The following is a 26,442-nucleotide window of genomic DNA, read 5'->3' on the forward strand; positions in this document are numbered from 1 at the left end:
GTTATGGACTTTGAAAAAATCAGCCATCGCGTGGCGCCCTGGGTGCTGCCGATCTTGTTGCTGGCGGTGTGGCAGTTGTCGGTGTCGGCGGGGTGGTTGTCGACGCGCATTTTGCCGGCGCCAAGTGCTGTGATCGAAGCCGGGGTCAACCTGGTGGTCAGTGGCGAAATCTGGACGCACCTGGCCATCAGCGGCTGGCGTGCCGGCCTGGGCTTTGTGATTGGTGGCAGCATCGGCCTGGCCCTGGGCTTTATCACCGGGTTGTCGAAGTGGGGCGAGCGCCTGCTGGACAGCTCGGTGCAGATGATCCGCAACGTGCCGCACCTGGCGCTGATTCCACTGGTGATCCTGTGGTTCGGCATTGACGAGACCGCGAAGATTTTCCTGGTGGCCCTGGGCACCTTGTTCCCGATCTACCTGAACACCTATCACGGTATCCGCAACGTCGACCCGGCGCTGGTGGAAATGTCGCGCAGCTATGGCCTGTCGGGGTTCAGCCTGTTCTGGCAAGTCACCCTGCCTGGCGCGCTGCCGTCGATCCTGGTGGGCGTGCGCTTTGCCCTGGGCTTTATGTGGCTGACGCTGATCGTGGCGGAAACCATCTCGGCCAGTTCCGGCATCGGTTACCTGGCGATGAATGCCCGTGAGTTCCTGCAAACCGATGTGGTGGTGCTGGCCATCGTGATGTACGCGATCCTCGGCAAACTCGCCGACCTGGCGGCGCGTGGCCTGGAACGGGTATGGCTGCGTTGGCACCCGGCGTATCAAGTCAAAGGAGGTGCGGCATGACAGCTCAACAACCCCCGCGCCTGCTCAAGGGCATTCCCCTGGCGGTGCGCAAGTTGCGCAAATCCTTCGGCACTCGCGAAGTGCTCAAGGACATCGACCTGCATATTCCGGCCGGTCAATTCGTGGCCGTGGTCGGTCGCAGCGGCTGCGGCAAGAGTACCTTGTTGCGCCTGCTGGCGGGGCTGGACAAGGCCAGTGGCGGCGAGCTGCTGGCCGGCTCCGCGCCGCTGCACGAGGCGATTGAAGACACACGATTGATGTTCCAGGAAGCGCGTTTGCTGCCGTGGAAAAAGATCATCGACAACGTCGGCCTTGGCCTTACGGGCAACTGGCGCCCCAGGGCGCTGGAGGCCCTCGAAGCGGTGGGCCTGGCCGAGCGCGCCAATGAATGGCCGGCGGCCTTGTCCGGTGGCCAGAAGCAGCGCGTGGCCCTGGCGCGCGCGTTGATTCACCAACCGCGCCTGTTGCTGCTCGATGAGCCGCTGGGCGCACTGGACGCCCTGACCCGCATCGAGATGCAGCAACTGATCGAGAACCTCTGGCGCAAGCACGGTTTCACTGTGTTGCTGGTGACCCACGATGTCAGCGAAGCCGTGGCGATTGCCGACCGTGTGATTCTGATCGAAGACGGCGAAATCGGCCTCGACCTCGCCGTCGACCTGCCGCGCCCACGGGCCCGTGGTTCACACCGCCTGGCCGCGTTGGAGGCCGAGGTGCTCAACCGCGTGCTGTCGCTGCCCGGCTCACCGCCGGAACCCGAACCTGTTTCACCGCTGCCGACGCAATTGCGTTGGGCTCAATAACCCACACAGGAAAAACATCATGACTATTAAAGCCATCAACGTGCGTAACCAGTTCAAAGGCACCATCAAGGAAATCGTGGTTGGCGACGTGCTGTCGGAGATCGATGTGCAGACGGCGTCGGGCATCGTTACTTCGGTGATTACCACTCGCTCGGTGAAAGAGCTGGAGCTGGTGATTGGCAGTGAAGTGATTGCCTTTGTGAAATCGACTGAGGTGTCGATTGCAAAATTGTGATTCGCGTCGCTCTTGAGCTCGCTATCGCAGGCAAGCCAGCTCCCACATTTGAATGTATTCACAGATCAAAAATGTGGGAGCTGGCTTGCCTGCGATGAGGCCCGTTTGGACAAATATGCGGGTAAGTAGAGCCCCACATAGGCATCAAACACTCGCATTCCTTCCTCAGCCATGCGCGGCGTAATCAGCCCGTGCTGATGCACCGAGCGCGCATACACGCGGTCGCTCAACTCCAGCGCCAGGGCAAATACATCTACGTCCTTAGGCAAGCTCGGCACTTCGAAATGGCGGTTGAACACCTCCAGCATCAAGTCCCCCAATTCCAGATCATGCTGACGATCGGCCTGGGTCACCTCGGTCAACCCGTGCTGTGCCAGGATCAACTGGCGTGCAGCCGCGTCCTGGTCGTAAACGTTGAGCATGCGCTGTTCGACGATGCAGGACAGGTCGCGCCAATGCTTGAGTGAGTCATGTTCGATGGGCGCCTGGATGGCGGCGCGGAAGGCGGCGTGTACCTGGGCGGTCAACGCCTCCAGCAAAGCCGGCACGCTGGCGAAGAAGTGATACACCGACGACGGCGGAATCTGCGCACGTTCGGCCACGCTGTAGATCGACAAACCGGCCACGCCTTCGGCAGCCAGCAAGGCGCGGGCGGCGTCCAGGATCGCGTCGATCCGCGCCTGGCTGCGGGCGCGGGGTTTGCGAGGGGCGGCGGGGCGGGTGGTCATGGATGTCTCCTACAAGGCAGCGGGCATTGTATGAGCAGGGAGGTGTGTTGTCTTCCAGGCCGCCATCGGGAGCAAGCCCCCTCCCACAGTTGACCCCATTCCAAATGTGGAACTCGGTCAGTGTGGGAGGGGCGGTGCGACGATTCGACTTGCTCCCGATGAGGCCAATTCGGTCTCCCGGAATAAGCCCATAAAAAAGCGCCACAGACCCTAAGCCTGTGGCGCTTCTTCAATGCCGCAACCACTTACACGGTATGCAGGTACCAGTTGTACTCAAGGTCGGAGATGGAGTGTTCAAACTCTTCCAGCTCGCTTTCCTTACAGGCAACAAAGATATCGATGTATTTAGGATCGATGTATTTGGCCATCACCTCGCTGTCGTCCAACTCGCGCAGGGCATCGCGCAGGTTGTTCGGCAGGCTTTGCTCGTTCTGCTCGTAGCTGTTGCCTTCCACCGGAGCGCCCGGTTCGATCTTGTTGGTCAGACCGTGGTGTACACCCGCCAGGACCGAAGCCATCAGCAGATAAGGGTTGGCATCGGCACCGGCCACGCGGTGTTCGATACGCACGGCATCGGACGAGCCGGTGGGGACGCGAATGGCTACGGTGCGGTTGTCCAGGCCCCAGCACGGCGAGTTCGGCACATAGAACTGCGCGCCGAAACGACGGTAGGAGTTGACGTTGGGGCACAGGAACGCCATTTGGGCGGGCAGGGTCTCCAGCACACCGCCGATCGCGTGACGCAATGCGGCGTTCTGCTCGGGATCCTCGCTGGCAAAGATGTTCTTGCCGTCCTTGTCCAGAATGGAGATGTGTACGTGCAACCCATTGCCTGCCTGCCCTGGGTAAGGCTTGGCCATGAAGGTGGTGTCCATCTCATGGTCGTAGGCGATGTTCTTGATCAGGCGCTTGAGCAGTACTGCGTAGTCGCAGGCCTTGATCGGGTCGGCCACGTGGTGCAGGTTCACTTCGAACTGCGCCGGGGCACTTTCCTTGACGATGGCATCGGCCGGAATGCCTTGCTCCTTGGCACCTTCCAGAATGTCCTGGAGGCAGTCGACGTATTCGTCGAGGTCGTCGATCAGGTAGACCTGTGTCGAGTGCGGGCGTTTGCCGGAGATCGGCGAGCGGGGCGGTTGTGGGCGGCCGTTCACGTTCTCCTGGTCGATCAGGTAGAACTCAAGCTCGAAGGCGGCGCAGATGGTCAGACCGAGGTCGTCAAACTTGCTTACAACTTGGCGGAGCACTTCGCGCGGGTCGGCGAAGAAAGGTTCACCTTCAAGTTCGTGCATGGTCATCAGCAATTGCGCGGTAGGGCGCTTTTGCCAGGGTTCATTGCACAGGGTGTCGGGGATTGGATAACAGATTCGGTCAGCATCACCGATGTCCAGGCCCAGGCCGGTGCTTTCCACCGTCGAGCCATTGATATCCAGGGCAAATAAAGAGGCAGGCAGGTTAATGCCCTTCTCGTAAACCTTGTGGAGGCTGGTGCGTTCGATGCGCTTGCCGCGCACCACACCATTCATATCCGCAATTAGAAGGTCTACGTACAGAACCTCAGGATGATCCTTAAGGAACGCGTTCGCTTCGTTAAGCTGAACGGCACGCGGGGGTACCGACATGATGCAACACCTTTGTTGTTAAAAATATCAATCATTGATCTTTTCTGGTTTCAGTCAACCCGAACGGCTTGCCGAAGTCAAGCGAGGCATTTTTTGCCCTAAAAAAGCGCCATGAAGCCTTTTTTGGGGCTTTTTGGGGCGGTTTTTTGGGTTTAAAGGTCTTTGGACCTGCAGGCTTGAGCGGGCCGTGTTGTATTTTTTACGGGGGTGTTGTGTAAAAAAATGAACAAGGCTAAGCTCGATTCAAACCCATAACAGCAATAATACCGGGGTGCTTCATGTTTCACCTGCCGCCATTCGGCGTCTCTGCGTGCTTGCGCCACACATTGTGCGCAGTCCGTTCGTCCCGCGTGAATGCTCACGCACCGGCCAATATTCTTGACGGCCCGTCCGACCTCCTCTTTGCCAACGCCTGCGCCACCCACCCGCCCATATTCGCCGTGCCGATCATGATTCTGCACAACTTTGGCGTGAGGAATGCAACCCATGGGCAAATGGCAGGTAAGCTCCTACCCTGAATGAACAAACGACGCGGATGCTGCGTCAACCAACGCCTGGCTTTTAACGGATGCCAGGAAACCCAGCCCAGAGGCATTTATGAGTAACAACCTCGACCAGCTCACCGATTGGTTGAAAGACCACAAGATCACAGAAGTCGAATGCATGATTGGCGACCTCACCGGTATTACCCGGGGCAAGATCTCGCCGACCAACAAGTTCATCGCCGAAAAAGGCATGCGCCTGCCCGAAAGCGTTCTGTTGCAGACCGTGACCGGCGACTATGTCGAGGACGACATCTATTACGAATTGCTCGACCCGGCCGACATCGACATGATCTGCCGCCCCGACCAGAACGCGGTATTCCTGGTGCCCTGGGCCATCGAGCCGACTGCCCAGGTGATCCACGACACCTACGACAAGCAAGGCAACCCGATCGAGCTGTCGCCGCGCAACGTGCTCAAGAAAGTCCTCAAACTCTACTCCGACCGCGGCTGGCAGCCCATCGTGGCGCCGGAGATGGAGTTCTACCTGACCAAGCGTTGCGAAGACCCGGACTTTCCGCTGCAACCGCCGATTGGCCGTTCCGGGCGCCCGGAGACTGGCCGCCAGTCTTTCTCTATAGAAGCAGCCAACGAATTCGACCCGCTGTTCGAAGACGTCTACGACTGGTGCGAACTGCAGGAGCTGGACCTCGACACCCTGATCCACGAAGACGGTACCGCACAGATGGAAATCAACTTCCGTCACGGCGATGCCCTGTCCCTGGCCGACCAGATCCTGGTGTTCAAGCGCACCATGCGTGAAGCCGCGCTCAAGCACGACGTGGCTGCCACCTTCATGGCCAAGCCGATGACCGGCGAGCCCGGCAGCGCGATGCACCTGCACCAGAGCATCATCGACATCGCCACCGGCAAGAACGTCTTCTCCAATGAAGATGGGACCATGAGCCAGCTGTTTCTCAACCACATTGGTGGCCTGCAGAAGTTCATACCTGAATTGCTGCCGCTGTTCGCCCCGAACGTGAACTCGTTCCGCCGCTTCCTGCCCGACACCTCGGCGCCGGTGAACGTGGAGTGGGGCGAAGAGAACCGCACCGTCGGCCTGCGCGTACCGGATGCCGGCCCACAGAACCGCCGCGTGGAGAACCGCCTGCCGGGCGCCGATGCCAACCCCTACCTGGCGATTGCCGCCAGCCTGCTGTGCGGCTACATCGGCATGGTCGAAGGCCACAACCCGAGCGCGCCAGTAGTCGGCCGTGGTTACGAGCGCCGCAACCTGCGCTTGCCGTTGACCATCGAAGATGCCCTTGAGCGTATGGAAAACAGCAAGACCATCGAGAAATACTTGGGGCAAAAGTTCATCACAGGCTACGTCGCGGTCAAGCGGGCCGAGCATGAAAACTTCAAGCGCGTGATCAGTTCGTGGGAGCGGGAATTCCTGCTCTTCGCCGTCTGATGCGCCGGGCGCGTCCTTCAAACGGCGCGCCCTTCACTGAAAAGTCTAGGAGATTGGTATGTCCAGCAACAACCCGCAAACCCGTGAATGGCAAGCCTTGAGCAATGATCACCACCTGGCGCCGTTCAGCGATTTCAAGCAATTGAAAGAGAAAGGCCCAAGGATCATCACCAAAGCCCACGGTGTTTACCTGTGGGACAGCGAAGGCAACAAGATCCTCGACGGCATGGCCGGCCTGTGGTGCGTGGCGATCGGCTATGGTCGCGACGAACTGGCTGACGCCGCCGCCAAACAGATGAAAGAGCTGCCGTACTACAACCTGTTCTTCCAGACCGCTCACCCGCCGGTGCTTGAACTGGCCAAAGTCATTTCCGAAGTCGCGCCCGCCGGCATGAACCATGTGTTCTTCACCGGCTCCGGCTCCGAAGGCAACGACACCATGTTGCGCATGGTCCGCCACTACTGGGCGATCAAGGGCCAGCCGAACAAGAAAACCATCATTGCCCGCAAGAACGGCTACCACGGTTCTACCGTGGCCGGCGCCAGCCTGGGTGGCATGACCTATATGCATGAGCAGGGCGACCTGCCTATCCCGGGCATCACCCACATCGCTCAACCCTACTGGTTTGGCGAAGGCGGCGACATGAGCCCTGAAGAGTTCGGGATCTGGGCCGCCAACCAGCTGGAAGAGAAGATTCTGGAGTTGGGCGTGGACAACGTCGGCGCCTTTATCGCCGAGCCGATCCAGGGAGCTGGTGGCGTGATCGTGCCACCCGCCACCTACTGGCCGCGCATCAAGGAAATTCTCGCCAAGTACGACATCCTGTTTGTCGCCGACGAAGTGATCTGCGGTTTCGGCCGTACCGGTGAGTGGTTCGGTAGCGATTTCTACGACCTCAAGCCACACATGATGACCATCGCCAAGGGGCTGACCTCAGGCTACGTGCCCATGGGCGGCCTGATCGTGCGCGACGAAGTGGTGGCGGTGCTCAACGAAGGGGGCGATTTCAACCACGGTTTTACCTACTCCGGCCACCCGGTCGCCGCGGCTGTGGCCCTGGAAAACATCCGTATCCTGCGCGATGAAAAAATCGTCAGCCGTGTACACGACGAAACGGCACCGTATTTGCAGAAACGTCTGAGGGAGCTGGCTGACCACCCGCTGGTGGGCGAAGTGCGCGGCGTGGGTATGCTCGGTGCGATCGAGCTGGTGCAGGACAAGGCCACGCGCAAGCGTCATGAAGGCAAGGGCGCCGGCATGATCTGCCGAACCTTCTGCTTCGAGAATGGCCTGATCATGCGCGCCGTGGGCGACACCATGATCATTTCGCCGCCGCTGGTGATCAGCCAGGCAGAAATCGACGAGCTGGTGACCAAGGCCCGTCATTGCCTGGACCTGACGTTGGCGGCATTGCAGGGCTGAGTAGATAAATGCGGGGGCCGGTTGAAAGCGGGCCCCTGAACTTGCCAGACTGTCGTCCTGTTTTGTTGCCCTTTGGCTGGGCCCGAAACATAAACAATGTGCGGCCCAAAAAAGAAAAATCGGAGCATCACCCAATGAAGGCATTAGGTTTGAAAAACGCTGGCAAGACCCTCCTCGCCTTGTCCCTGATGGGCGCAATGGCGGGCGCGGCCCAGGCAGACAATAAAGTGCTGCACGTGTACAACTGGTCTGACTACATTGCACCGGACACCATCGCCAACTTTGAAAAAGAGTCGGGTATCAAGGTGGTGTACGACGTGTTCGACAGCAACGAGACCCTGGAAGCCAAGTTGCTGGCAGGCAAGTCCGGCTACGACATCGTCGTGCCGTCGAACAACTTCCTGGCCAAGCAGATCAAGGCCGGCGTGTACCAGGAGCTGGACACGTCCAAGCTGCCTAACTACAGCAACCTGAACAAATCCCTGCTCAAGGCCGTGTCGGTCAGCGACCCGGACAACAAGCACGCGTTCCCCTACATGTGGGGTTCGATCGGCATCGGCTACAACCCGGAGAAGGTCAAGGCCGCGCTGGGCGTGGACAAGATCGATTCGTGGGATGTGCTGATGAAGCCGGAAAACATCGCCAAGCTGAAAAGCTGCGGCGTGAGCTTCCTCGACTCGCCAACCGAAATGCTGCCAATCGCGCTGCATTACCTGGGCCTGCCGACCGACAGCCAGAAGAAAGCCGATCTCAAGCAGGCTGAAGACCTGTTCTTGAAGATCCGTCCTTCGATCGGTTACTTCCACTCGTCCAAATATATTTCCGACCTCGCCAACGGCAACATCTGCGTGGCCGTGGGTTACTCGGGTGACATCCAGCAGGCCAAGTCCCGGGCGGCTGAAGCCGGTGGCAAAGTCAAAGTCGCCTACGACATTCCGAAAGAAGGCGCCGGCAGCTTCTTCGACATGGTCGCTATCCCCAAGGATGCCGAAAACGTCGAGGCCGCCTACACCTTCATGAACTACCTGCTCAAGCCCGAAGTCATGGCGAGCATCACCAACAGCGTGCGTTTCCCGAACGGTAACGAGAAGGCCACCGCACTGGTCGATAAAGACATCACCAGCGACCCGGGCATCTACCCGTCGGCGGACGTGCAGGCCAAGCTCTACGCGATTGCCGACTTGCCGGCCGCGACCCAGCGTGAAATGACCCGTAGCTGGACCAAGATCAAGTCGGGCAAGTAAGCCCTGGCAGCTGTGGGAGGGGGGTAAGCCCCTCTCCCACAAATTAGATCAAAGAAAGTTTTGCCGGATCGGTTTATCGAGGGTAAGTTGCGCGCCGGTTTTGTTGCCGGGCAACAACTTTGGGCCCAACTATTTAAGAGGACCTCCACTTGCCAATTTCTTTATTTCGCAAAGCCTTGCTGGTGGGTGCAGGTATCACGCTGGCTGTCAGCGTGCAGGCCGCATCGACGGTGCATGTTTATAACTGGTCGGACTACATCGGCCCCGACACCCTGGCCAACTTTGAAAAGGCCACCGGCATCAAGCCCGTGTATGACGTGTTTGATTCCAACGAAACCCTGGAAGGCAAGTTGCTCGCCGGGCGTACCGGCTATGACGTGGTCGTGCCGTCCAACCATTTCCTCGGCAAGCAGATCAAGGCCGGGGCGTTCCAGAAGCTCGACAAGTCACTGCTGACAAACTACGCCAACCTCGACCCGGCCCTGCTCAAGCGCCTGGAAAAGAACGACCCGGGCAACCAGTACGCGGTGCCGTACCTGTGGGGCACCAACGGCATTGGCTACAACGTCGATAAGGTCAAGGAAGTGCTGGGCGTCGACCATATCGATTCCTGGGCGGTGTTGTTCGAACCGGAAAACATGAAGAAGCTCGCCACCTGCGGTGTGTCGTTCATGGATTCGGCCGATGAAATGCTGCCGGCAGTGCTCAACTACATGGGCCTGGACCCTAACAGCACCAACCCGGCCGACTACAAGAAGGCCGAAGAGAAGCTGCTCAAAGTGCGGCCCTACGTGACTTACTTCCACTCCTCCAAATACATCTCGGACCTGGCCAACGGCAACATCTGCGTGGCTGCCGGTTTCTCCGGTGATGTGTTCCAGGCCAAGGCCCGCGCGGCCGAGGCGGGCAAGGGCGTGAACATCGCCTACGCAATTCCCAAGGAAGGCGGCAACCTCTGGTTTGACGTACTGGCGATCCCCAAGGATGCGAGCAACGTTAAAGAGGCTCATGCCTTCATCAACTATTTGCTGCAACCTGAGGTGATCGCCCAGGTCAGTGATTACGTCGGTTACGCCAACCCTAACCCCGGGGCGGACAAGCTGATGGAACAATCGATACGCACCGACGCAGCGGTTTACCCACCGCAGGCGGTTCTCGAGCGGACATTCGTCAACTTCGAGCTACCCCCGAAAGTGCAGCGTTTAATGACCCGTAGCTGGACCAAGGTCAAGACGGGCAAGTAAGGCTCAAACTATCCAAGGCTGGCCCGTATTGGGCGAGCTGCACTCTTTTTTTGGGAGTTTCGTAAATGGCAGTTGCCTCCGGCGCCTATAAGAAAGCCCTCGAGGGCGACCAGACACCGAAAAAGGTGTTGGTCAAAATCGACCGGGTCACGAAGAAGTTCGACGAGACGATTGCGGTGGACGATGTGTCCCTGGAAATCAAGAAAGGCGAGATCTTCGCCTTGCTCGGCGGTTCGGGTTCAGGCAAGTCCACCTTGCTGCGTATGCTCGCAGGTTTCGAGCGCCCAACCGAAGGCCGCATCTATCTGGACGGCGTGGACATTACCGACATGCCGCCCTACGAGCGGCCGATCAACATGATGTTCCAGTCCTATGCGCTGTTCCCGCACATGACCGTGGCGCAGAACATCGCGTTCGGCCTGCAGCAGGACAAGATCCCCAAGACCGAAGTCGACGCCCGCGTGGCCGAGATGCTCAAGCTGGTGCAGATGAGCCAATACGCCAAGCGCAAGCCGCACCAGCTGTCCGGCGGCCAGCGCCAGCGTGTAGCCCTGGCCCGTTCCCTGGCCAAGCGCCCCAAACTCTTGCTGCTCGATGAGCCGATGGGCGCTCTGGACAAGAAGCTGCGCTCGCAGATGCAGCTGGAGCTTGTAGAGATCATCGAGCGCGTCGGCGTGACGTGCGTGATGGTGACCCACGACCAGGAAGAGGCCATGACCATGGCCGAGCGTATCGCGATCATGCACCTGGGCTGGATCGCCCAGATCGGCAGCCCGATCGACATCTACGAAACCCCTACCAGCCGCCTGGTGTGCGAGTTCATCGGCAACGTGAACATCTTCGACACCCAGGTGGTGGACGACGCCGAAGGCCATGCGGTGCTCAAGTGCCCGGACCTGGATCGCGACATCTACGTGGGCTACGGCATCGCTACTTCGGTGGAAGACAAGTCGGTGACCTACGCGATTCGCCCGGAAAAACTGCTGGTCACCACCGAAATGCCGACCTGCGAGCACAACTGGTCCAGCGGCAAGGTGCACGATATTGCCTACCTGGGCGGCCACTCGGTGTTCTACGTGGAGTTGCCGAGCGGCAAGCTGGTGCAGTCCTTCGTCGCCAACGCCGAACGCCGTGGCCAGCGCCCAACCTGGGGCGATCAGGTTTACGTGTGGTGGGAAGACGACAGCGGCGTGGTACTTCGCTCATGAACATGAAGAAATTCAAGCGGCGCTTGGATCGCATAATCCCCAATGGCAAGCAGGTGGTCATCGGGATTCCATTCCTCTGGCTGTTTCTGTTTTTCGCACTGCCGTTTTTCATCGTATTGAAAATCAGCTTTGCCGAAGCCGACGTGGCGATCCCGCCCTATACCGAGATCTACACCTACGTTGAGCAAAAGCTGCAAGTGGTGCTGAACCTGGCCAACTACAGCCTGTTGGCGGGCGACGAGTTGTACATCGCCGCCTACCTGGGCTCGTTGAAGATGGCGTTCTTCAGCACGCTGCTGTGCCTGCTGATCGGCTACCCGATGGCCTACGCCATCGCCACGGCGCGCAAAGAGATGCAGACCGTGCTGGTGCTGCTGATCATGATGCCGACCTGGACCGCGATCCTGATCCGCGTGTATGCGTGGATGGGCATCCTCAGCAACAACGGTTTGCTCAATGGCTTCCTGATGTCCATGGGGCTGATCAGCGAACCGTTGCAGATCCTCAACACCAACATCGCGGTGTATATCGGCGTGGTCTACTCGTACCTGCCGTTCATGATCCTGCCGCTTTACGCCAACCTGGTCAAACACGACCAAAGCCTGCTGGAAGCTGCCTCCGACCTCGGTTCGAGCACCTTCAACAGCTTCTGGAAAATCACCGTGCCGCTGTCCAAGAACGGCATCATCGCCGGCTGCATGTTGGTGTTCATCCCGGTGGTGGGCGAGTTCGTGATTCCTGAACTGCTCGGCGGCCCGGAAACCCTGATGATCGGTAAAGTGTTGTGGCAGGAATTTTTCAACAACCGTGACTGGCCGGTGGCTTCTGCCTTGGCCGTGGTGATGCTGGCGATCCTGATCGTGCCGATCATTCTGTTCAACCGCAGCCAGGCCAAAGAGCTGGAGGGCAAGATATGAAGCGCTTTCGTTTCTCCAGCTTCATGCTGGTCGCAGGCTTGTTGTTTATCTACCTGCCGATGTTGATCCTGGTGATCTACTCGTTCAACGAATCCAAGCTGGTGACGGTGTGGGGCGGTTGGTCGATCAAGTGGTACGTGGGCCTGCTGGACAACACCCAATTGATGGGCTCGGTGGCCCGTTCCCTGGAAATCGCCTGCTACACGGCGGTGGCCGCGGTGGCGCTGGGCACGTTGGCGGCCTTTGTGCTCACGCGTATCAGCCAGTTCAAGGGCCGTACGCTGTTCGGCGGCCTGGTGACGGCGCCGCTGGTGATGCCGGAAGTGATCACCGGCCTGTCGCTGTTGCTGCTGTTCGTGGCCATGGCGCAGATGATCGGCTGGCCCCAGGAGCGTGGCATCGTCACCATCTGGATCGCGCACACGACGTTCTGTGCGGCGTATGTGGCGGTGGTGGTGTCGGCGCGCTTGCGTGAGCTTGATTTGTCGATCGAAGAAGCCGCGATGGATTTGGGCGCGAGGCCGTGGAAGGTGTTCTTCCTGATCACCATCCCGATGATCGCGCCGTCGCTGGCGGCGGGCGGCATGATGTCCTTTGCGCTGTCCCTGGATGACCTGGTACTGGCCAGCTTTGTGTCGGGCCCGGGTTCCACCACCTTGCCGATGGAAGTGTTCTCGGCGGTGCGCCTTGGGGTTAAACCCGAGATCAACGCGGTGGCGAGCCTGATCCTGTTGGCGGTGTCGTTGGTGACGTTCCTGGTGTGGTTCTTCAGCCGCCGGGCCGAAGAGCATCGCAAGAAGGCCATCCAGCAAGCCATCGAAGAAGCTGCAGCGGATGGCTGGCAACAGCCGGACAAGCGCCGCGCGCCTGCACCGGTCTAACTGCCGGAATGCGCTAAAAAATGTGGGAGCTGGCTTGCCAGCTCCCACATTTGATTGCATTTCAAGTCAACTATGCAGCCCATGGCGACGTGCGAATCACCTGCACAAAATTCATCGGCCTGAACCCCGGCTCCTGATCCACCAGCACATCGGTCTTCACGTTGCCAAACGTGGTCTGCGGGCGATGGCGCAAGCCGTCGGCGAAGGCGCAGATGATGCACTCCTTGAACCCTTCACCGCGTGGATGCGCATGCACCACCGCTTCGCGCTGCACCGTGGAAAATGCGGCGTAGTCCATGCCCAGCACGTCCATCTCCACCCCGGCGGTCACCAGCGCCACGGTGGGGCGCAGGTGTTGCGGCACACCCGGCGTGGTGTGCAGGGCGATGGACAGCCACACTTGTTCGATATCGTCATCGCTCAGCCCGTAAGGCTTGAGGAACGCGGCGGCGGCATTGGCACCGTCCACTTCGAAACGCTGGTCGTCACTGCGATGACCTTCCACCAGGCCCAGGTCGTGGAACATTGCGCCGACATACAGCAGCTCCGGGTTGTAGGCCAGTTGTTTGCGCTCTCCGCTCAAGGCGCCGAACAGGAATACCCGGCGCGAGTGGTGGTACAGCAGGTCGGATTCGATGTCGCGGATGTATTCAGTGGTGGCCCTGGCCAAGGCGCTGTCGGGGATTTTGATGCCGGCGATGGTGGTTTTCATGGTGGTGCTCCTCTGGAAAGCATCCAGTCTGTTCGCGCTTGGGCGACGCAGCTATCGAGACGAGGGCGCGTTTTCGGCCAATGTGCTGCCACATCGCGCCAAGGCTGCGCGCGATCTAATGTGTGTGTGGCTTGCCTGCGATAGCATCACCTCGGTATACCTGATGAGCCCAGTTGTCTGCATCGCAGGCAAGCCAGCTCCCACAGGGTTTTGCGTCAGCCCAGAGATAAAGGTCTCCCATGCACAAAACCGTCGCGATCCTGATCTTCCCCGGCGTCCAGTCACTGGACGTGACCGGGCCCATGGATGTGTTCTGCGAGGCCAACCGCTTCCTGGCGCCCGACGATCACTACCAACTGGAGGTTATCGGCTTCGGTCACGGTTCTATGGCTGCCTCCAACGGCCTGTCCTTGCAGGCGCACAAACACTACAGCGAAGCCCGGCAGCCCTACGACCTGTTGCTGGTAGCGGGCGGCCCGCAACTGCCTTTCGAAGATTTCGGTCCTCAGTTTGATGAGTGGCTGCGCGGTGCCGCTGCCAGGGCACAGCGCTTCGGCTCGATCTGCAACGGCGCCTTCATGCTGGCCCGCGCCGGTCTGCTGGACGGCAAAACCGTCACTACCCACTGGAATGACGCCGCCAGCCTGGCGCGCCTGTGCCCTTCTGCCCAGGTCGAGGCCGACCGTCTCTATGTGCAGGACGGCAACCTCTACACCTCGGCCGGGGTCACGGCGGGTATCGATCTTTCGCTGTACCTGCTGGCCCAGGATCACGGCCCGGAAGTGGCGCTGTGCGTGGCCAAGCGCCTGGTGGTGTTCACTCAACGCTCGTGCGGGCAATCGCAATTCAGCCCGTTTCTCACACCCCATGCCGAGGCCACTTCTGCGGTGGCGCTGGTGCAGTTGTACGTGCTGGCCAACCTGACCGGGGATTTGACCATTGCCGATTTGGCCAGGGCGGCCAATATGAGTGCGCGCAATTTCTCCCGGGTGTTCGCCCGTGAAGCGCGGATCACGCCGGCGGAATTTGTCGAGAGAGCGCGGGTGGATGCGGCGCGGGTGATGCTCGAAAGCAGCCAGGCGCCGCTCAAGACGGTGGCCTATCAATGCGGATTTCGCGACGCCCAGCACATGCGCAGCGTGTTCAATCGCCGCCTGGGCGTCACGCCGCAACAGTTCAGGCTTAACTTTGCGGCGCCGGTGTAGCGATAGACAGCTATCTGGCAGGCAACAATTTCAAGGTGCCTCGGGTATTGGCTGTCACTTCCTCATCACTGAAATGCGCCTGCTCATACCCGCCTTCGATATAGCTTTGCGCCTGATCACCATAGTGAGTATCAAACGGTACGCCGCTTTGCCCCACTGGGTTGATGGTCAGTGCGTGGGCAGGGTCGGCGAAGTCGATCAGGCGCCGTGTCGAAGGCCCATAGGTCACCGGCCATGGCGCCGGTCCGATCGCGGCGGTCTGGTTGTTCGGCACTTCGTGGCTGCCCGGTGCGGCGAACGGGCCGACGTTGAAGAGCTTATCCAGCGGTTTCTGCATGCCTAGCGGATGACCATGGGTCAAGGTGTGCGCCTTGCCCCACTGCCACTGCGCCGGGTCGTCGCCGAAGGTCGTCTTGAGGTGGGCCAGGCTGTTGTCCCAGGCGAGCTTGACGATATCCGCGCGCTTGCCCTCCCACCAGGGTGAGTCCGCCGAGGCTGCCAGGCGTGGCAACGCCGCGTCGATCACGCGGGTGGTGATCAGGGTCTTGAACAGTGCATCGCCCAGCTTCGGGTGGAAGGTCGCATCGGCAAGGTTGAACAGGAACTGGTTGAACAGCGTGGCGCTGGTGGAGTCCAGCGGGTAGTCGCCTTTCCAGCTTGCGAGCTGTTCCACCAGCTTGAGTTGAGCCGGGTCCTTGATCCCTTCGCGCAGCACCGGCAGCAGCGGTGCGAGCAGGCGTGGGCCGTAGGCGGTGGTGGTGCCCAGTTGCAAAGCCTGGCTGTTGCTTACATCCCACTTCACGCTGTTGTTGCTCAACTGCGCGTTCAACTGCTGGCCACGGTCCGCGAGGTTGTAATAGCCCGGGATCTCCATGCCGGTGGGCGATGCCGGTTGGGCGTTGGCGGAGACCACATAGCCACGTGCCGGGTTCTCTTCCTGGGGGTTGGCGCTGAACGGGTAGAAGCCCAACTTGTCGGCCTGGGTGGTGCTGCCATCGAGGATGAACGCCGGGTTGACGCCGGCCGGGCGGATCGGCAACTGCGCTGCCGCCCACCAGCCGATATCGCCCTTGGCATTGGCCCATATGATGTTCAGGCCCGGTGCCGACACCTTGGCGGCCGCGGCACGTGCCTTGGCCAGGGTATCGGCGCGGTTGAGTTGGTAGAAGCCTTCGAGGATCGGGTTTTCGGTGTCCAGGAACGCCCACCACATGGCAATTGGCGTGCTGCCGGCGTTCTCACCGAGCACGTCATTGATGATCGGGCCGTGGGGCGAACGGCGCAGCGTGAGGGTCACCGGCGCCTGGCCCTTGACCTGGATCTGTTGCTCGCTGCTGGTCATGTCGACCCATTGGCCGTGATACCAGACCTGGTTGGGGTTGTCCGGGTTGACCTTCTCGGCGACCAGATCAAGGTCGTCGTTCTGGAACATGGTCAGGCTCCAGCCGAAGTCCAGGTTGTGCCCCAGGAACGCCACCGGCACCAGCGCGTTGTGATAGCCGTACAGCTCAAAGCCTGGCGCCGACAGCTGCGCCTCGTACCACACCGATGGCACCGAGAAGCGGATATGCGGGTCACCCGCCAGCAACGGCTTGCCGCTTTTGGTATGGCTGCCGCTGACGGCCCAGGCGTTGCTGCCCTCGAACTGCGGCAGGCCGTTGTCGGCCAGGGCCTGCTCACTCAGGGCGGCGATGGCGCCGAGGGTTTGCCAGTCACTGGCCGCCAGGTTGAGCGCACCCTTGGGTTGCCAGTCGAGATCGAACACTTTCAGGTAGTCGCTGCCCAGATGGTCGCGTACGTAAGTCAGCACCGGCTCGGTACGAAAGGCGGCGGCAAAGCTGTAAGCCATGTACCCGGCGACGCTGATGCTGTCCTCGACGGTAAAGCGGCGCTTGGGGATGCCCAGCACGTCGAACTCCATGGGGCTGGCGTGGCTGTCCTGATATTGGTTGATCCCGTCCAGATAGGCTTGCAGGGCTTTGGACGACGCTGAATCGGGGTCCATGTGCTCTGCGTAGCTCAAGGCGCGCTCACGAATGCGCAGGCTGCGAAACAGCTTGTCGGTTTCAAGCAGTTTGGGCCCCAGCACTTCGGCCAGTTCGCCACGGGCCAGGCGCCGCATGACCTCCATCTGGAACAGCCGGTCCTGGGCATGCACATAGCCCAGGGCGCGGTACAGGTCAGCCTCGTTCTCGGCACGGATATGCGGTACGCCACGGTCGTCGTAGCGCACCGTGACCGAGCTTTGCAGGTGGGCCAGGGTCGCTGTGCCCTGGCGCGTGGGCTGCTTGCTGTAGACATACCAACCGGCGCCGAGGGCGACCAGCGCAATCAGCACCGCGAAAATCTGCAAGACGCGCTTCATGAACATTCCTTACCAGAGTGGACGGGCTACTGATCCTTAGGCCACGAACAATAGCAGCCTACCGCGAGGGTGTGAGTGGCATTCACTTCGCGTCCGGTTCCAAGAGCCTTGAGAATGGGTTCGATAAAACTGTTGCTGGCATTGCACGTCAGCCCTTCGCTGTAGGGGCCGAAATAGGCCAGTTTGCCTGTGCGGTCCCAGATGCCTACGGCCGGGCTGGCGGGTATGCGATCGGCGCCGGGCAGGGCGTCGAGGATTTTCATGTGGCGCAGGTTGTCGGGCAGGGTGCCGTGGCTACCGGCTTTTTGCAGGGCGTAAAACTCGACCCCTTGGGGCTCGTACTGCTCGATCAGCTCACCCAGGTGTTGCTGGTTGCCGACATTGCACGGGCAGGCCGGGTCCCAGAAGTGCACCAGGCGAATCGGGCCAGGGCCGCTGAGGGCGGCGGGCAGTTGCAGCGCATCGCCGGAGAATACCGCCGTGTGCTCGCTGAAGGCGCGCAGGTAGCGGCCCTGGAACCAGTCATACGCGGCCCACAGCACGCCGGCGCAGATAACCAGGATCAGGCTGGCGAACAGGGCGTTGCGGTAAGGCGGTCGCATTCAAAGGTATCCTCGCAGGTCGCGTAGCTTGCCATGCTTGTCCTGACAGATGAATATCGCAGCTCGATATTCATCTTCACCGCCAGTCTGGAAGCCTTTATGCCCGTCACCTTTGACCTTGATCATCTGCGCGAAAGCTTGCGGCCCCTGGTGGACGCGCAACCGCTTAGCGCCGAGGCAAGGGTCTATCAACGTTTCTATGGGCTTGACCTGGCCGCTCGCAAGGTGCCGGCGGTGAGCCGGTTGGGGCGCCTGGAGGTGGGCGGGTTTGAAGTGGTGGCCCAGGTATGGTGGCCGCCTGCGCCGGTGGCAACGATGTTCATGTTCCACGGTTTCTACGACCACATGGGGTTGTACCGCCATGTGGTGGATTGGGCGCTGGACCAGGGCTTTGTGGTGATCGCCTGCGACTTGCCGGGCCACGGCTTGTCCAGCGGCCCGCGCGCCAGCATCGATGAGTTTGCGGTGTACCAGAGCGTGGTGCAGGCGTTGTTCGCTGAGGCCAAGGCGCTGCAATTGCCGCAACCCTGGCACCTGTTCGGGCAAAGCACCGGCGGCGCCATTGTGGTGGATCACTTGCTCAACCACGGCGCCGACAGCCCGGCCCAGGGCAAGATCTTCCTGCTCTCACCGCTGGTGCGGCCGCGTGCCTGGGGATGGTCGCAGTTCAGCTATTACCTGCTGCGCCCGTTCGTCAAAGGCATCGCCCGACGCTTCAGCGATAACTCCAACGACCCTGCGTTCAAACCGTTCCTTGAAGCCGACCCACTGCAGCCGCGCCAATTGCCCACCGCTTGGGTAGGGGCGCTGGCGCGCTGGATCAAACGCATCGAAGCCGCACCCCGCAGCCCACGGCGGCCGGTGATCGTGCAGGGTGAGGAAGATATGACGGTGGATTGGCAACACAATTTGCAGGTGCTACGCGGTAAGTTCGACCGGCCCGAGGTGTTGATGCTGCCGCGGGGCAGGCATCACCTGGCCAATGAGATTCCAGAGATTCGTAATGAGTACTTCAAGTACCTCACCGATCACCTGAACTAACGCATTTTAAATGTGGGAGGGGGCTTGCCCCCGATTGCGGTGTGTCAGTCATATATCTGGTGACTGACACTCTGCTATCGGGAGCAAGCCCCCTCCCACAATTACTGCGTCAGGCTTGAGGTGCTTTGGCCGACAGCCAGCCCTGCGCGAATGGCTGCCAGGGCCGCCTGGTAATACGCCTTACCTTCCGGCGATTCGGCAAACGTAGCGAACTCTTCCAGCTCCGGGTCGGACAAATCCCGGTAGACGTACAACAGCGTGTTGTTCAGGTCCTTGTCGATTTGTTGCATCAACCGTTCGCGCTGCCCATTCAACATGCCTTGGGCCTGACCGCCGCCAAGCAAGCCGGGGATCATCTGGCTCAAGCTGTCGGCCGCCACACCGGCAATCGCCAGGCTGACTTCTGCACCGGCCTCGCGGGCGGGCAGGGCTTGGGCCAGATGGCCGATGATCAGGCTGCGGGTGGCGTCGGCCTGGATTTTCGGCAAGCCCTGGGCGTTTTTCGCCAACTGGTCGCGGCGCGTGGCCAGCAATTCTGCAGCGACGATCTTGCGGCCCAGGGGCGATTGGAAGAACGCCAGGGCCGGTTTCGGGTTGGCCAGGTGCTTGCGCAGTTGCGCCTCGGCACGCTGATCCATGGCTTGGGCGCCAAAGCGCTTATTGCTGTTGTCCACCAGCGCCTGATACACCACCGGCGGCAGGCTATTGCGGTAGCGTTGCTGGGCGGCACTGAGGGCGTCATTGAAATGCGCACGTTGTTCGGCCCAGCCGGCAACCTTGTACAACTGGTCATGGCTGTCTGCCCAGGCGGGCAAAACGCAGAACATCAACACGGTAAAAAACAAACGACGCATATGGACTCCTGTCAGTCGGCCACTATTGTCCGTGTCGGGCGTAGGATTTGTCGAGAAGTCCTATCAGACAGCTGATTTAAAGTGCATTCGGGCGCTCGACGGCGCTGTCGGATTCTCAGGCGTATGGATACTATGCGCGCCATGCAAATATCCCTCGATGACCCGCTGCTGCAACGTATCGTTGACGACTTGGCCGAAAAAGGCTGGTCGCAGCAGAATGGCTTCCTGCCCCAGGCTCTGACCCTGGAACTGGCGGCTGAGTGCCATAAACGTGCGGCCGAAGGTGAGCTGGCACCGGCGGCAGTCGGGCGCGGGCCGGCCCAGGAGATTCGCGAGGGTATTCGCGGTGATCATATTCAGTGGCTGGAGGAGGGTGACGCGGCGGTTTGCGACACCTATATGGCCGTCATGGACAGCCTGCGCCTGGCAATGAACCGCAGCCTGTTCCTTGGGCTGGAAGATTTCGAAAGCCACTTCGCGATGTACCCGCCCGGTGCGTTTTACCTCAAGCATGTGGACCGCTTTCGTGACGACGACCGGCGCATGGTCTCGGCGGTGATCTACCTGAACGACGCCTGGCTGCCCGAGCATGGCGGCCAGTTGCGCATGTACCTCAAGGGCGGCGTCGAATATGACGTGGTGCCCACCGGCGGCTGTCTGGTGGTGTTTTTGTCGGGCGAGGTGCCCCACGAGGTACTGCCTGCCACGCGGGAGCGCCTGTCCCTGACCGGCTGGTTTCGCCGGCGGGGCAACGAGCCGTTCTGAGCAGGCGGCCCCTCCCACATTTGACCTACTGTGTCTTGACTATCGGTGTTCGGCTTTCAAACCACTTCTGCTCCAGCGCTTTCAAGCGGCCATCCGCTTTCACCCGCTCCAGCGCCTTGTCCAGGCTGCTCTTGAACGCGGGGTTGCCCTTCTGAAACGGGATCACCAGTTCAGGTTTGTCGTTATAAGCGGCGCTGACATCGAAACGATCCTTCAGCTCGGCAGTCATAGCGATATGGTTGATTGCCACATCGTACTTGCCGGTCGCCACGCCGTTCATCAGGTCGGCATCATCGGTGGTGATAAACGAGGAGCGTACGTCCATTTCTTTCGCCAGTTGCTCGCCCAGTTCCACTTCAAAGCCGGTGAGCTTGTCGCCTTCCTTGAAATTGAACGGCGGGGTGTTGGCTTCCAGGGCTATACGCAGTTCGCCGCGATCATTGACGTCATCGATCAGCTCGGCATGGGCCAATGGGCTCAGAAGGGCAAGCAACAGTAACAGGCCAGGCGAAAAGCGCATGATCACTCCTAGAGAATTCGAATGGACGAGGCGCTGTTCAGCATCGTTTTGCTATGGTGTCGGGTGCCTTGGACCGCAATTTATCGCGAAGTTGTCATAACCCTACAGATTTCACTGAAAAACTGGAGAAGCGAATGAAAGCCCTTTTGTCCCGTGCAACCCTGGCGTCCCTGCTGCTGGGTGCTTCGATGTTGGCCAGCGCTGCCGACCTGCCGCGCACACCGGCTCCTGCTGGTGCTGAAGTGTTCATTGTCTCGCCCAAAGACGGCGCTACTGTCGACAAAACCTTCACCGTCAAATTTGGCATCAAGGGCCTGGACCTGGAGCCGATCGACAAACAGGTACCGGGCGCCGGCCATCATCACCTGCTGGTAGATCAGGAAGTGGGGGCGCTCAACGCAAACGAAGCGATCCCGGCCACGCCTACATCGATTCACTTCGGCAAGGCGCAAACCGAGACCGAGCTGACCCTCACGCCAGGCAAGCACACCTTGCAACTGGTGGCTGGCGACAACGTGCATCGCCAGTTCGAGCCTACGGTAGCCTCGAAAGTCATCACGGTTAACGTCAAGTAAGATTTGTTCAGATGCAAAAAAGGGAGCCCCGAGGGGCTCCCTTTTTCGTGGTGCGGTTGAAACCTTAGAACAACACGCGGCTACGGATAGTGCCGTTGATGTGCTGCAGCTTCTCTTGCGCCAGGTCCGAGTACTCGGCGTCGACGTCGATCACCACGTAGCCGACCTTCTCGTTGGTCTGCAGGAACTGACCGGAGATGTTGATGCCGTTTTCCGCGAAGACCTTGTTGATCTCCATCATCACGCCCGGGATGTTCTGGTGGATGTGCAGCAGGCGGTGCTTGCCCGGGTGAGCCGGCAGGGCCACTTCCGGGAAGTTGACCGACGATACCGAGGTACCGTTGTCGCTGTACTTGACCAGTTTTTCCGAGACTTCCAGGCCGATGTTGGCTTGGGCTTCAGCGGTGGAGCCGCCGATGTGCGGGGTCAGGATCACGTTATCCAGGCCACGCAGCGGGCTTTCGAAAATGTCATCGTTGGAGCGTGGCTCCACCGGGAACACGTCGATGGCAGCGCCGATCAGGTGCTTGTCCTTGATCGCGTCGGCCAGGGCGTCCAGCTCGACCACGGTGCCGCGAGCGGCGTTGATCAGGATCCCGCCTTTCTTGATCGCGCGGATTTCCTTCTCGCCGATCATCCACTGGGTTTCAGCGGTTTCCGGGACGTGCAGGGTGACGATGTCGGACATGCCCAACAGCTCGGTCAGGCTCGACACCTGGGTGGCATTGCCCAGTGGCAGCTTGGTCAGGGTGTCATAGAAGAACACCTGCATACCCAGGCCTTCGGCCAGCACCGACAGTTGGGTGCCGATCGAGCCGTAACCGACGATACCCAGCTTCTTGCCGCGGATCTCGAAGGAGTTGGCCGCGCTTTTGATCCAGCCGCCACGGTGGCAGGAGGCGTTCTTCTCTGGGATACCGCGCAGCAGCAGGATGGCCTCGGCCAATACCAGCTCCGCTACGGAACGGGTGTTGGAGTACGGGGCGTTGAACACCGCGATACCGCGCTCGCGTGCGGCATTGAGGTCCACCTGGTTGGTGCCGATGCAGAAACAACCGACCGCCACGAGTTTCTTGGCGTGGTCGAAGATCTCTTCGGTCAGCTGAGTGCGGGAGCGAATGCCGATAAAGTGCGCGTCGGCGATCTTTTCCTTGAGCTGGGCTTCCGGCAGAGAACTGGTGATGTACTCAATGCTGGTGTACCCGGCGGCTTTCAGAACGTCGACAGCCGATGGGTGGACGCCTTCCAGAAGAAGGAACTTGATCTTGCTCTTATCGAGAGAAGTCTTGCTCATCTGCGTAAACCTGTATCCCGGAGAAAATTGGCAGGGAGTCGAGCAGCGCAAGCTGACCCGGACGGCAGGAAAGCCGTCACCGCAGAAACGCCCTTTGGGTCTGTCCTGCGGGGGCGGTATGCTAGCATACGCACCCCGCTAAACACCTATTCCTGCGACGTGAAGCGTTCTCAGGATGACCATGAATTGTTCGAGAGTTCTGTCGATGACCCATCCTGCCCTGATTGATGAGCTAAAGACCCTGGTTGAGCCCGGCAAAGTGCTGACCGATGCCGACTCCCTGGAGGCTTACGGCAAGGATTGGACCAAGCACTTCGCCCCCGCGCCCAGCGCTATCGTGTTTCCCAAGACCACCGAGCAGGTGCAGGCCATCGTCCGTTGGGCCAACGAGCACAAGGTAGCACTGGTGCCGTCCGGTGGGCGCACCGGCCTGTCGGCAGCGGCAGTCGCGGCCAATGGCGAAGTGGTGGTGTCGTTCGACTATATGAACCAGATCCTCGACGTGAACCTCACCGACCGCACCGCCGTGTGCCAGCCGGGCGTGGTCACCAAGCAATTGCAGAACGTCGCTGAAGAAAACGGCCTGTACTATCCGGTGGATTTTGCCTCGTCCGGTTCCAGCCAGATTGGCGGCAATATCGGCACCAATGCCGGCGGGATCAAGGTGATTCGCTACGGCATGACCCGCAATTGGGTGGCCGGCATGAAAGTTGTTACCGGCAAGGGCGATGTGCTGGAACTGAACCGCGACCTGATCAAAAACGCCACCGGCTACGACATGCGCCAGCTGTTTATCGGCGCCGAGGGCACCCTGGGGTTTGTGGTCGAAGCCACCATGCGCCTGGACCGTGCCCCGAAAAACCTCACCGCCATGGTACTCGGCACCACCGACTTCGACTCGATCATGCCGGTGCTGCACGCGTTCCAGAGCAAGCTGGACCTGACCGCCTTCGAATTTTTCTCCGACAAGGCCCTGGCTAAAGTCCTCGGCCGTGGCGATGTGCCGGCGCCATTCGAAACCGAGTGCCCGTTCTACGCGCTACTGGAATTCGAGGCCACCACTGAAGAAGTCGCCAACCATGCGTTGGAAACGTTCGAGCATTGCGTCGAGCAGGGCTGGGTACTGGACGGCGTGATGAGCCAGAGTGAAACCCAGTTGCACAACCTGTGGAAGCTGCGCGAGTACATCTCCGAGACCATCTCCCACTGGACACCGTACAAGAACGATATTTCGGTCACCGTCTCCAAAGTGCCGGCATTCTTGAGCGAAATTGATGCGATCGTCGGCGAACACTACCCGGATTTCGAAATCGTCTGGTTCGGTCATATCGGTGACGGTAACCTGCACTTGAACATCCTCAAGCCCGAAAACCTGAGCAAGGACGAGTTCTTCGCCAAGTGTGCCACCGTGAACAAGTGGGTGTTCGAAACCGTCGCCAAGTACAACGGCTCGATTTCCGCTGAACACGGCGTGGGCATGACCAAGCGTGATTACCTGACCTACAGCCGCTCGCCGGTTGAAATCGAGTACATGAAGGCTGTGAAGGCCGTGTTCGACCCGAACGGGATCATGAACCCTGGCAAAATCTTCGCGGTTTAACCGCACCTGAAGGAGTCGTTCCATGAGCTACCAGCACAAGTATGTCGACGGCACCAACATCCACTTCCCTGTGGGCAAACTGGTGTGCATCGGGCGTAACTACGTCGAACACGCCAAGGAACTGGATAACCCGGTGCCCACCGAGCCTTTGCTGTTCATCAAGCCCGGTAGCTGCGTAGTGCCGTTGGAAGGTGGTTTTGCGATTCCCACCGAACGCGGTTCGGTGCATTACGAGGTGGAAATCGCGGTGTTGATCGGCAAGCCGTTGTCGAACAAGCCAAACCGCGAAGAAGTCCTCGACGCCATCTCCGGCTTCGCCCCGGCGCTGGACCTGACCCTGCGCGACAAACAGGCCGAGCTGAAATCCAAGGGCCTGCCGTGGGAAATCGCCAAGTGCTTCGACGGCGCGGCGGTGCTTGCCCCCTTTGTGGTCAGCAGTACCTTTGCGGACGTGACCGACATCGGCATACGCCTGACCATCAACGGCGAAGTGCGCCAGGATGGCAACAGCGCGCAGATGCTCAACCCGATCGTGCCGATGATTCAGTACATGGCTGGTTGCTTCTCCCTGCAGGCGGGTGATGTGATTCTCACCGGCACCCCGGCAGGTGTTGGCCCATTGAATGTGGGGGATGAACTGGTGTTGGAGCTGGCGGGTGTGAACCGTTTCGAAAGTACTGTGCGCTGACTCACTGTAGAAATGCGGTAAAAAATGTGGGGGGAGCAAGTCGAATCGTCGCACCGCCCCTCCCACATTGGTTTTGTGTATATCCCAAGTATGGGCTTTTGCATTTTTTTCACACGCCATCCGGATAATCCCAGCCTCTTGCGCGCAGGCCGTTGAATCCTGTGCTATCCCATACAGCTGACTTTCCGGAAAAGCGCTCAATGGCCGTGCCTCTACCCACTTCGAAAACCTCGCTTCGCTCGCGCTTGTCCATGCGCTGGTATTCCTGGGTATTTTTGGCCGGTGCCATTCTGTATGGCGTGGCCTGGGCCATGCACTGGGATGATCGCGGTGTGCTGTGGGTGCTGGAGCGCTTCGAGAGCCCGGTTGAACGCCAGGAGAGTGTTTGGCTCCCGGACTATCAGGCGGTCATCGACGCCAAGCTGCTGCCCGGTATGGAGAAGGATGAGGCTTCCGACCTGTCCTACAACCCCCAGACCAAAACCCTGTTTTCCGTCATGGGCAAAAACCCGTTTCTGGTAGAGCTGAGCCTGCAAGGCGACGTATTGCGCAAGATGCCGCTCAATGGCTGGAACAATCCTGAGGGCGTGACGGTGATGGAAAACGGCTCGATGGCCGTGGTAGATGAACGCGACCACACTGTGACCGTGGTAAAGGTGGACGCCGGCACCACAGCGCTGAACAAAGCTGATTTCCCAAGCCATGACCTGGGCCCCTCCAAAGACCAGAACAAAGCCTTTGAAGCGATCGCGTGGAACAAGCGCAATCAGCAGCTTGTGCTGGGCGAAGAGCGGCCGCCGGCCTTGTTCACGTGGAAGAGCGATGGCAACACGCTGACCGGCGACAAGCAAAAGCTGGCCAGCACCGAACTGGATGTGCGCAACCTTTCGGCCTTGTCCATTGACCCGCGCACTGGGCACTTGCTGGTGCTGTCGGCCGATTCCCACCTGTTGCTGGAACTGGACGAATCAGGCGAGCAAGTCAGCTTCATGACCTTGCTCGGTGGCTTCAACGGCCTGAAAGACACCATCCCGCGCGCCGAAGGGGTGACCCTGGATGAGAGCGGCAACCTGTACATGGTCAGTGAACCCAACTTGTTCTATCGTTTTGAAAAGCAAAAATAACTGACGAATTACGTCAGACTTTTCTTTATAAACGGCATTCGCCAGAC

General features: G+C 60.0%; 25 protein-coding genes. 17 read left to right on the forward strand and 8 right to left on the reverse strand.

Annotated features, from left to right (window positions below; translation table 11 throughout):
- Window positions 1–3 precede the first annotated feature (3 nt).
- Genes ssuC through QMK52_RS08565 form a run of 3 tightly spaced genes read left to right on the forward strand, consistent with a single transcriptional unit; the run spans window position 4 to window position 1,827 of the window.
- Window positions 4–789, forward strand: a complete 786-nt coding sequence (gene ssuC / locus QMK52_RS08555) for an aliphatic sulfonate ABC transporter permease SsuC (protein WP_320404012.1) — start codon at window positions 4–6, stop codon at window positions 787–789.
- On the forward strand, window positions 786–1,592 hold the full coding sequence (ssuB, locus tag QMK52_RS08560; RefSeq protein ID WP_005792359.1) for an aliphatic sulfonates ABC transporter ATP-binding protein: 807 nt from the start codon (window positions 786–788) through the stop codon (window positions 1,590–1,592). The genes ssuC and ssuB overlap by 4 nt, the downstream gene beginning before the upstream one ends.
- A 19-nt stretch (window positions 1,593–1,611) precedes the next feature.
- Window positions 1,612–1,827 (forward strand): TOBE domain-containing protein, encoded by a 216-nt coding sequence (locus QMK52_RS08565; protein ID WP_003176783.1) that lies wholly within the window; start codon window positions 1,612–1,614, stop codon window positions 1,825–1,827.
- A gap of 65 nt (window positions 1,828–1,892) precedes the next feature.
- Here QMK52_RS08565 and QMK52_RS08570 read toward each other — a convergent pair whose 3' ends face one another.
- Together QMK52_RS08570 and QMK52_RS08575 are read right to left on the reverse strand one after the other, a co-directional pair.
- Entirely contained in the window at window positions 1,893–2,555 is a 663-nt protein-coding gene (locus QMK52_RS08570; RefSeq protein ID WP_194439523.1) for a TetR/AcrR family transcriptional regulator, read from the reverse strand.
- Between the two features lie 245 nt (window positions 2,556–2,800).
- Window positions 2,801–4,177, reverse strand: a complete 1,377-nt coding sequence (locus tag QMK52_RS08575) for a glutamine synthetase family protein (RefSeq protein WP_003213894.1) — start codon at window positions 4,175–4,177, stop codon at window positions 2,801–2,803.
- Between the two features lie 597 nt (window positions 4,178–4,774).
- On the opposite strand from QMK52_RS08575, the gene QMK52_RS08580 reads away from it, so the two are divergent.
- The 7 genes from QMK52_RS08580 (at window position 4,775) to QMK52_RS08610 (ending at window position 13,050) form a co-directional block, all read left to right on the forward strand.
- On the forward strand, window positions 4,775–6,133 hold the full coding sequence (locus QMK52_RS08580; RefSeq protein ID WP_003195249.1) for a glutamine synthetase family protein: 1,359 nt from the start codon (window positions 4,775–4,777) through the stop codon (window positions 6,131–6,133).
- Between the two features lie 58 nt (window positions 6,134–6,191).
- Complete coding sequence (locus QMK52_RS08585) at window positions 6,192–7,556, forward strand: aspartate aminotransferase family protein (RefSeq protein WP_103734202.1); 1,365 nt, start codon at window positions 6,192–6,194, stop codon at window positions 7,554–7,556.
- Window positions 7,557–7,705: 149 nt separating this feature from the next.
- Window positions 7,706–8,800, forward strand: coding sequence for a polyamine ABC transporter substrate-binding protein (locus tag QMK52_RS08590; RefSeq protein WP_032803992.1), 1,095 nt, complete (start codon window positions 7,706–7,708; stop codon window positions 8,798–8,800).
- A gap of 149 nt (window positions 8,801–8,949) precedes the next feature.
- Window positions 8,950–10,044, forward strand: coding sequence for a polyamine ABC transporter substrate-binding protein (locus QMK52_RS08595; protein ID WP_005792355.1), 1,095 nt, complete (start codon window positions 8,950–8,952; stop codon window positions 10,042–10,044).
- 65 nt (window positions 10,045–10,109) lie between these two features.
- The gene (locus tag QMK52_RS08600; RefSeq protein ID WP_005792354.1) at window positions 10,110–11,252 is read left to right on the forward strand and encodes an ABC transporter ATP-binding protein; all 1,143 of its coding nucleotides are present in this window, start codon (window positions 10,110–10,112) and stop codon (window positions 11,250–11,252) included.
- On the forward strand, window positions 11,249–12,169 hold the full coding sequence (locus QMK52_RS08605) for an ABC transporter permease subunit (RefSeq protein WP_005792353.1): 921 nt from the start codon (window positions 11,249–11,251) through the stop codon (window positions 12,167–12,169). Before QMK52_RS08600 ends, QMK52_RS08605 begins: the two co-directional genes overlap by 4 nt.
- Entirely contained in the window at window positions 12,166–13,050 is an 885-nt protein-coding gene (locus QMK52_RS08610) for an ABC transporter permease subunit (RefSeq protein ID WP_003195236.1), read from the forward strand. Before QMK52_RS08605 ends, QMK52_RS08610 begins: the two co-directional genes overlap by 4 nt.
- A gap of 70 nt (window positions 13,051–13,120) precedes the next feature.
- On the opposite strand, the gene QMK52_RS08615 is transcribed toward QMK52_RS08610, so the two are convergent.
- The gene (locus tag QMK52_RS08615; protein ID WP_005792351.1) at window positions 13,121–13,762 is read right to left on the reverse strand and encodes an HD domain-containing protein; all 642 of its coding nucleotides are present in this window, start codon (window positions 13,760–13,762) and stop codon (window positions 13,121–13,123) included.
- Window positions 13,763–14,001: 239 nt separating this feature from the next.
- Between QMK52_RS08615 and QMK52_RS08620 the strand changes: the two genes are divergently transcribed.
- Window positions 14,002–14,967, forward strand: coding sequence for a GlxA family transcriptional regulator (locus tag QMK52_RS08620; protein WP_320404013.1), 966 nt, complete (start codon window positions 14,002–14,004; stop codon window positions 14,965–14,967).
- Between the two features lie 10 nt (window positions 14,968–14,977).
- Here QMK52_RS08620 and QMK52_RS08625 read toward each other — a convergent pair whose 3' ends face one another.
- Both QMK52_RS08625 and QMK52_RS08630 read right to left on the reverse strand, forming a co-directional pair.
- Window positions 14,978–17,332, reverse strand: coding sequence for a penicillin acylase family protein (locus tag QMK52_RS08625; RefSeq protein WP_320404014.1), 2,355 nt, complete (start codon window positions 17,330–17,332; stop codon window positions 14,978–14,980).
- Between the two features lie 26 nt (window positions 17,333–17,358).
- Complete coding sequence (locus tag QMK52_RS08630) at window positions 17,359–17,934, reverse strand: DUF6436 domain-containing protein (RefSeq protein WP_103734205.1); 576 nt, start codon at window positions 17,932–17,934, stop codon at window positions 17,359–17,361.
- Window positions 17,935–18,033: 99 nt separating this feature from the next.
- Here QMK52_RS08630 and QMK52_RS08635 point away from each other — a divergent pair, with 99 nt between their 5' ends.
- Window positions 18,034–18,975 carry an alpha/beta hydrolase gene (locus tag QMK52_RS08635; RefSeq protein ID WP_320404191.1) on the forward strand — a complete coding sequence of 314 codons (942 nt, stop codon included), beginning with the start codon at window positions 18,034–18,036 and terminating at the stop codon, window positions 18,973–18,975.
- 101 nt (window positions 18,976–19,076) lie between these two features.
- Here QMK52_RS08635 and QMK52_RS08640 read toward each other — a convergent pair whose 3' ends face one another.
- Window positions 19,077–19,829, reverse strand: a complete 753-nt coding sequence (locus tag QMK52_RS08640) for a DUF2059 domain-containing protein (RefSeq protein WP_005792346.1) — start codon at window positions 19,827–19,829, stop codon at window positions 19,077–19,079.
- Between the two features lie 132 nt (window positions 19,830–19,961).
- Here QMK52_RS08640 and QMK52_RS08645 point away from each other — a divergent pair, with 132 nt between their 5' ends.
- Window positions 19,962–20,594, forward strand: a complete 633-nt coding sequence (locus QMK52_RS08645) for a 2OG-Fe(II) oxygenase (protein ID WP_005792345.1) — start codon at window positions 19,962–19,964, stop codon at window positions 20,592–20,594.
- Between the two features lie 25 nt (window positions 20,595–20,619).
- Here the strand turns inward: QMK52_RS08645 and QMK52_RS08650 are convergent, their stop codons facing one another.
- Window positions 20,620–21,114, reverse strand: a complete 495-nt coding sequence (locus tag QMK52_RS08650) for a transporter substrate-binding domain-containing protein (RefSeq protein ID WP_005792344.1) — start codon at window positions 21,112–21,114, stop codon at window positions 20,620–20,622.
- Window positions 21,115–21,248: 134 nt separating this feature from the next.
- Between QMK52_RS08650 and QMK52_RS08655 the strand changes: the two genes are divergently transcribed.
- The gene (locus tag QMK52_RS08655; protein WP_005792343.1) at window positions 21,249–21,689 is read left to right on the forward strand and encodes a DUF4399 domain-containing protein; all 441 of its coding nucleotides are present in this window, start codon (window positions 21,249–21,251) and stop codon (window positions 21,687–21,689) included.
- A gap of 64 nt (window positions 21,690–21,753) precedes the next feature.
- Here QMK52_RS08655 and serA read toward each other — a convergent pair whose 3' ends face one another.
- A complete protein-coding gene (gene serA, locus QMK52_RS08660) occupies window positions 21,754–22,983 on the reverse strand; it encodes a phosphoglycerate dehydrogenase (RefSeq protein WP_003176761.1) in 1,230 nt (409 codons plus the stop codon).
- A 205-nt stretch (window positions 22,984–23,188) separates the two neighbouring features.
- Here serA and QMK52_RS08665 point away from each other — a divergent pair, with 205 nt between their 5' ends.
- The 3 genes from QMK52_RS08665 (at window position 23,189) to QMK52_RS08675 (ending at window position 26,395) form a co-directional block, all read left to right on the forward strand.
- Window positions 23,189–24,583, forward strand: coding sequence for an FAD-binding oxidoreductase (locus tag QMK52_RS08665; protein ID WP_005792341.1), 1,395 nt, complete (start codon window positions 23,189–23,191; stop codon window positions 24,581–24,583).
- Window positions 24,584–24,605: 22 nt separating this feature from the next.
- Window positions 24,606–25,271 carry a fumarylacetoacetate hydrolase family protein gene (locus QMK52_RS08670; RefSeq protein WP_005792340.1) on the forward strand — a complete coding sequence of 222 codons (666 nt, stop codon included), beginning with the start codon at window positions 24,606–24,608 and terminating at the stop codon, window positions 25,269–25,271.
- Window positions 25,272–25,471: 200 nt separating this feature from the next.
- Window positions 25,472–26,395, forward strand: a complete 924-nt coding sequence (locus QMK52_RS08675; protein WP_320404015.1) for an SdiA-regulated domain-containing protein — start codon at window positions 25,472–25,474, stop codon at window positions 26,393–26,395.
- Window positions 26,396–26,442: the final 47 nt, after the last annotated feature.

The sequence above is a fragment of the Pseudomonas sp. P9_2 genome (assembly GCF_034008255.1).
GTDB lineage: Bacteria > Pseudomonadota > Gammaproteobacteria > Pseudomonadales > Pseudomonadaceae > Aquipseudomonas > Aquipseudomonas synxantha_A.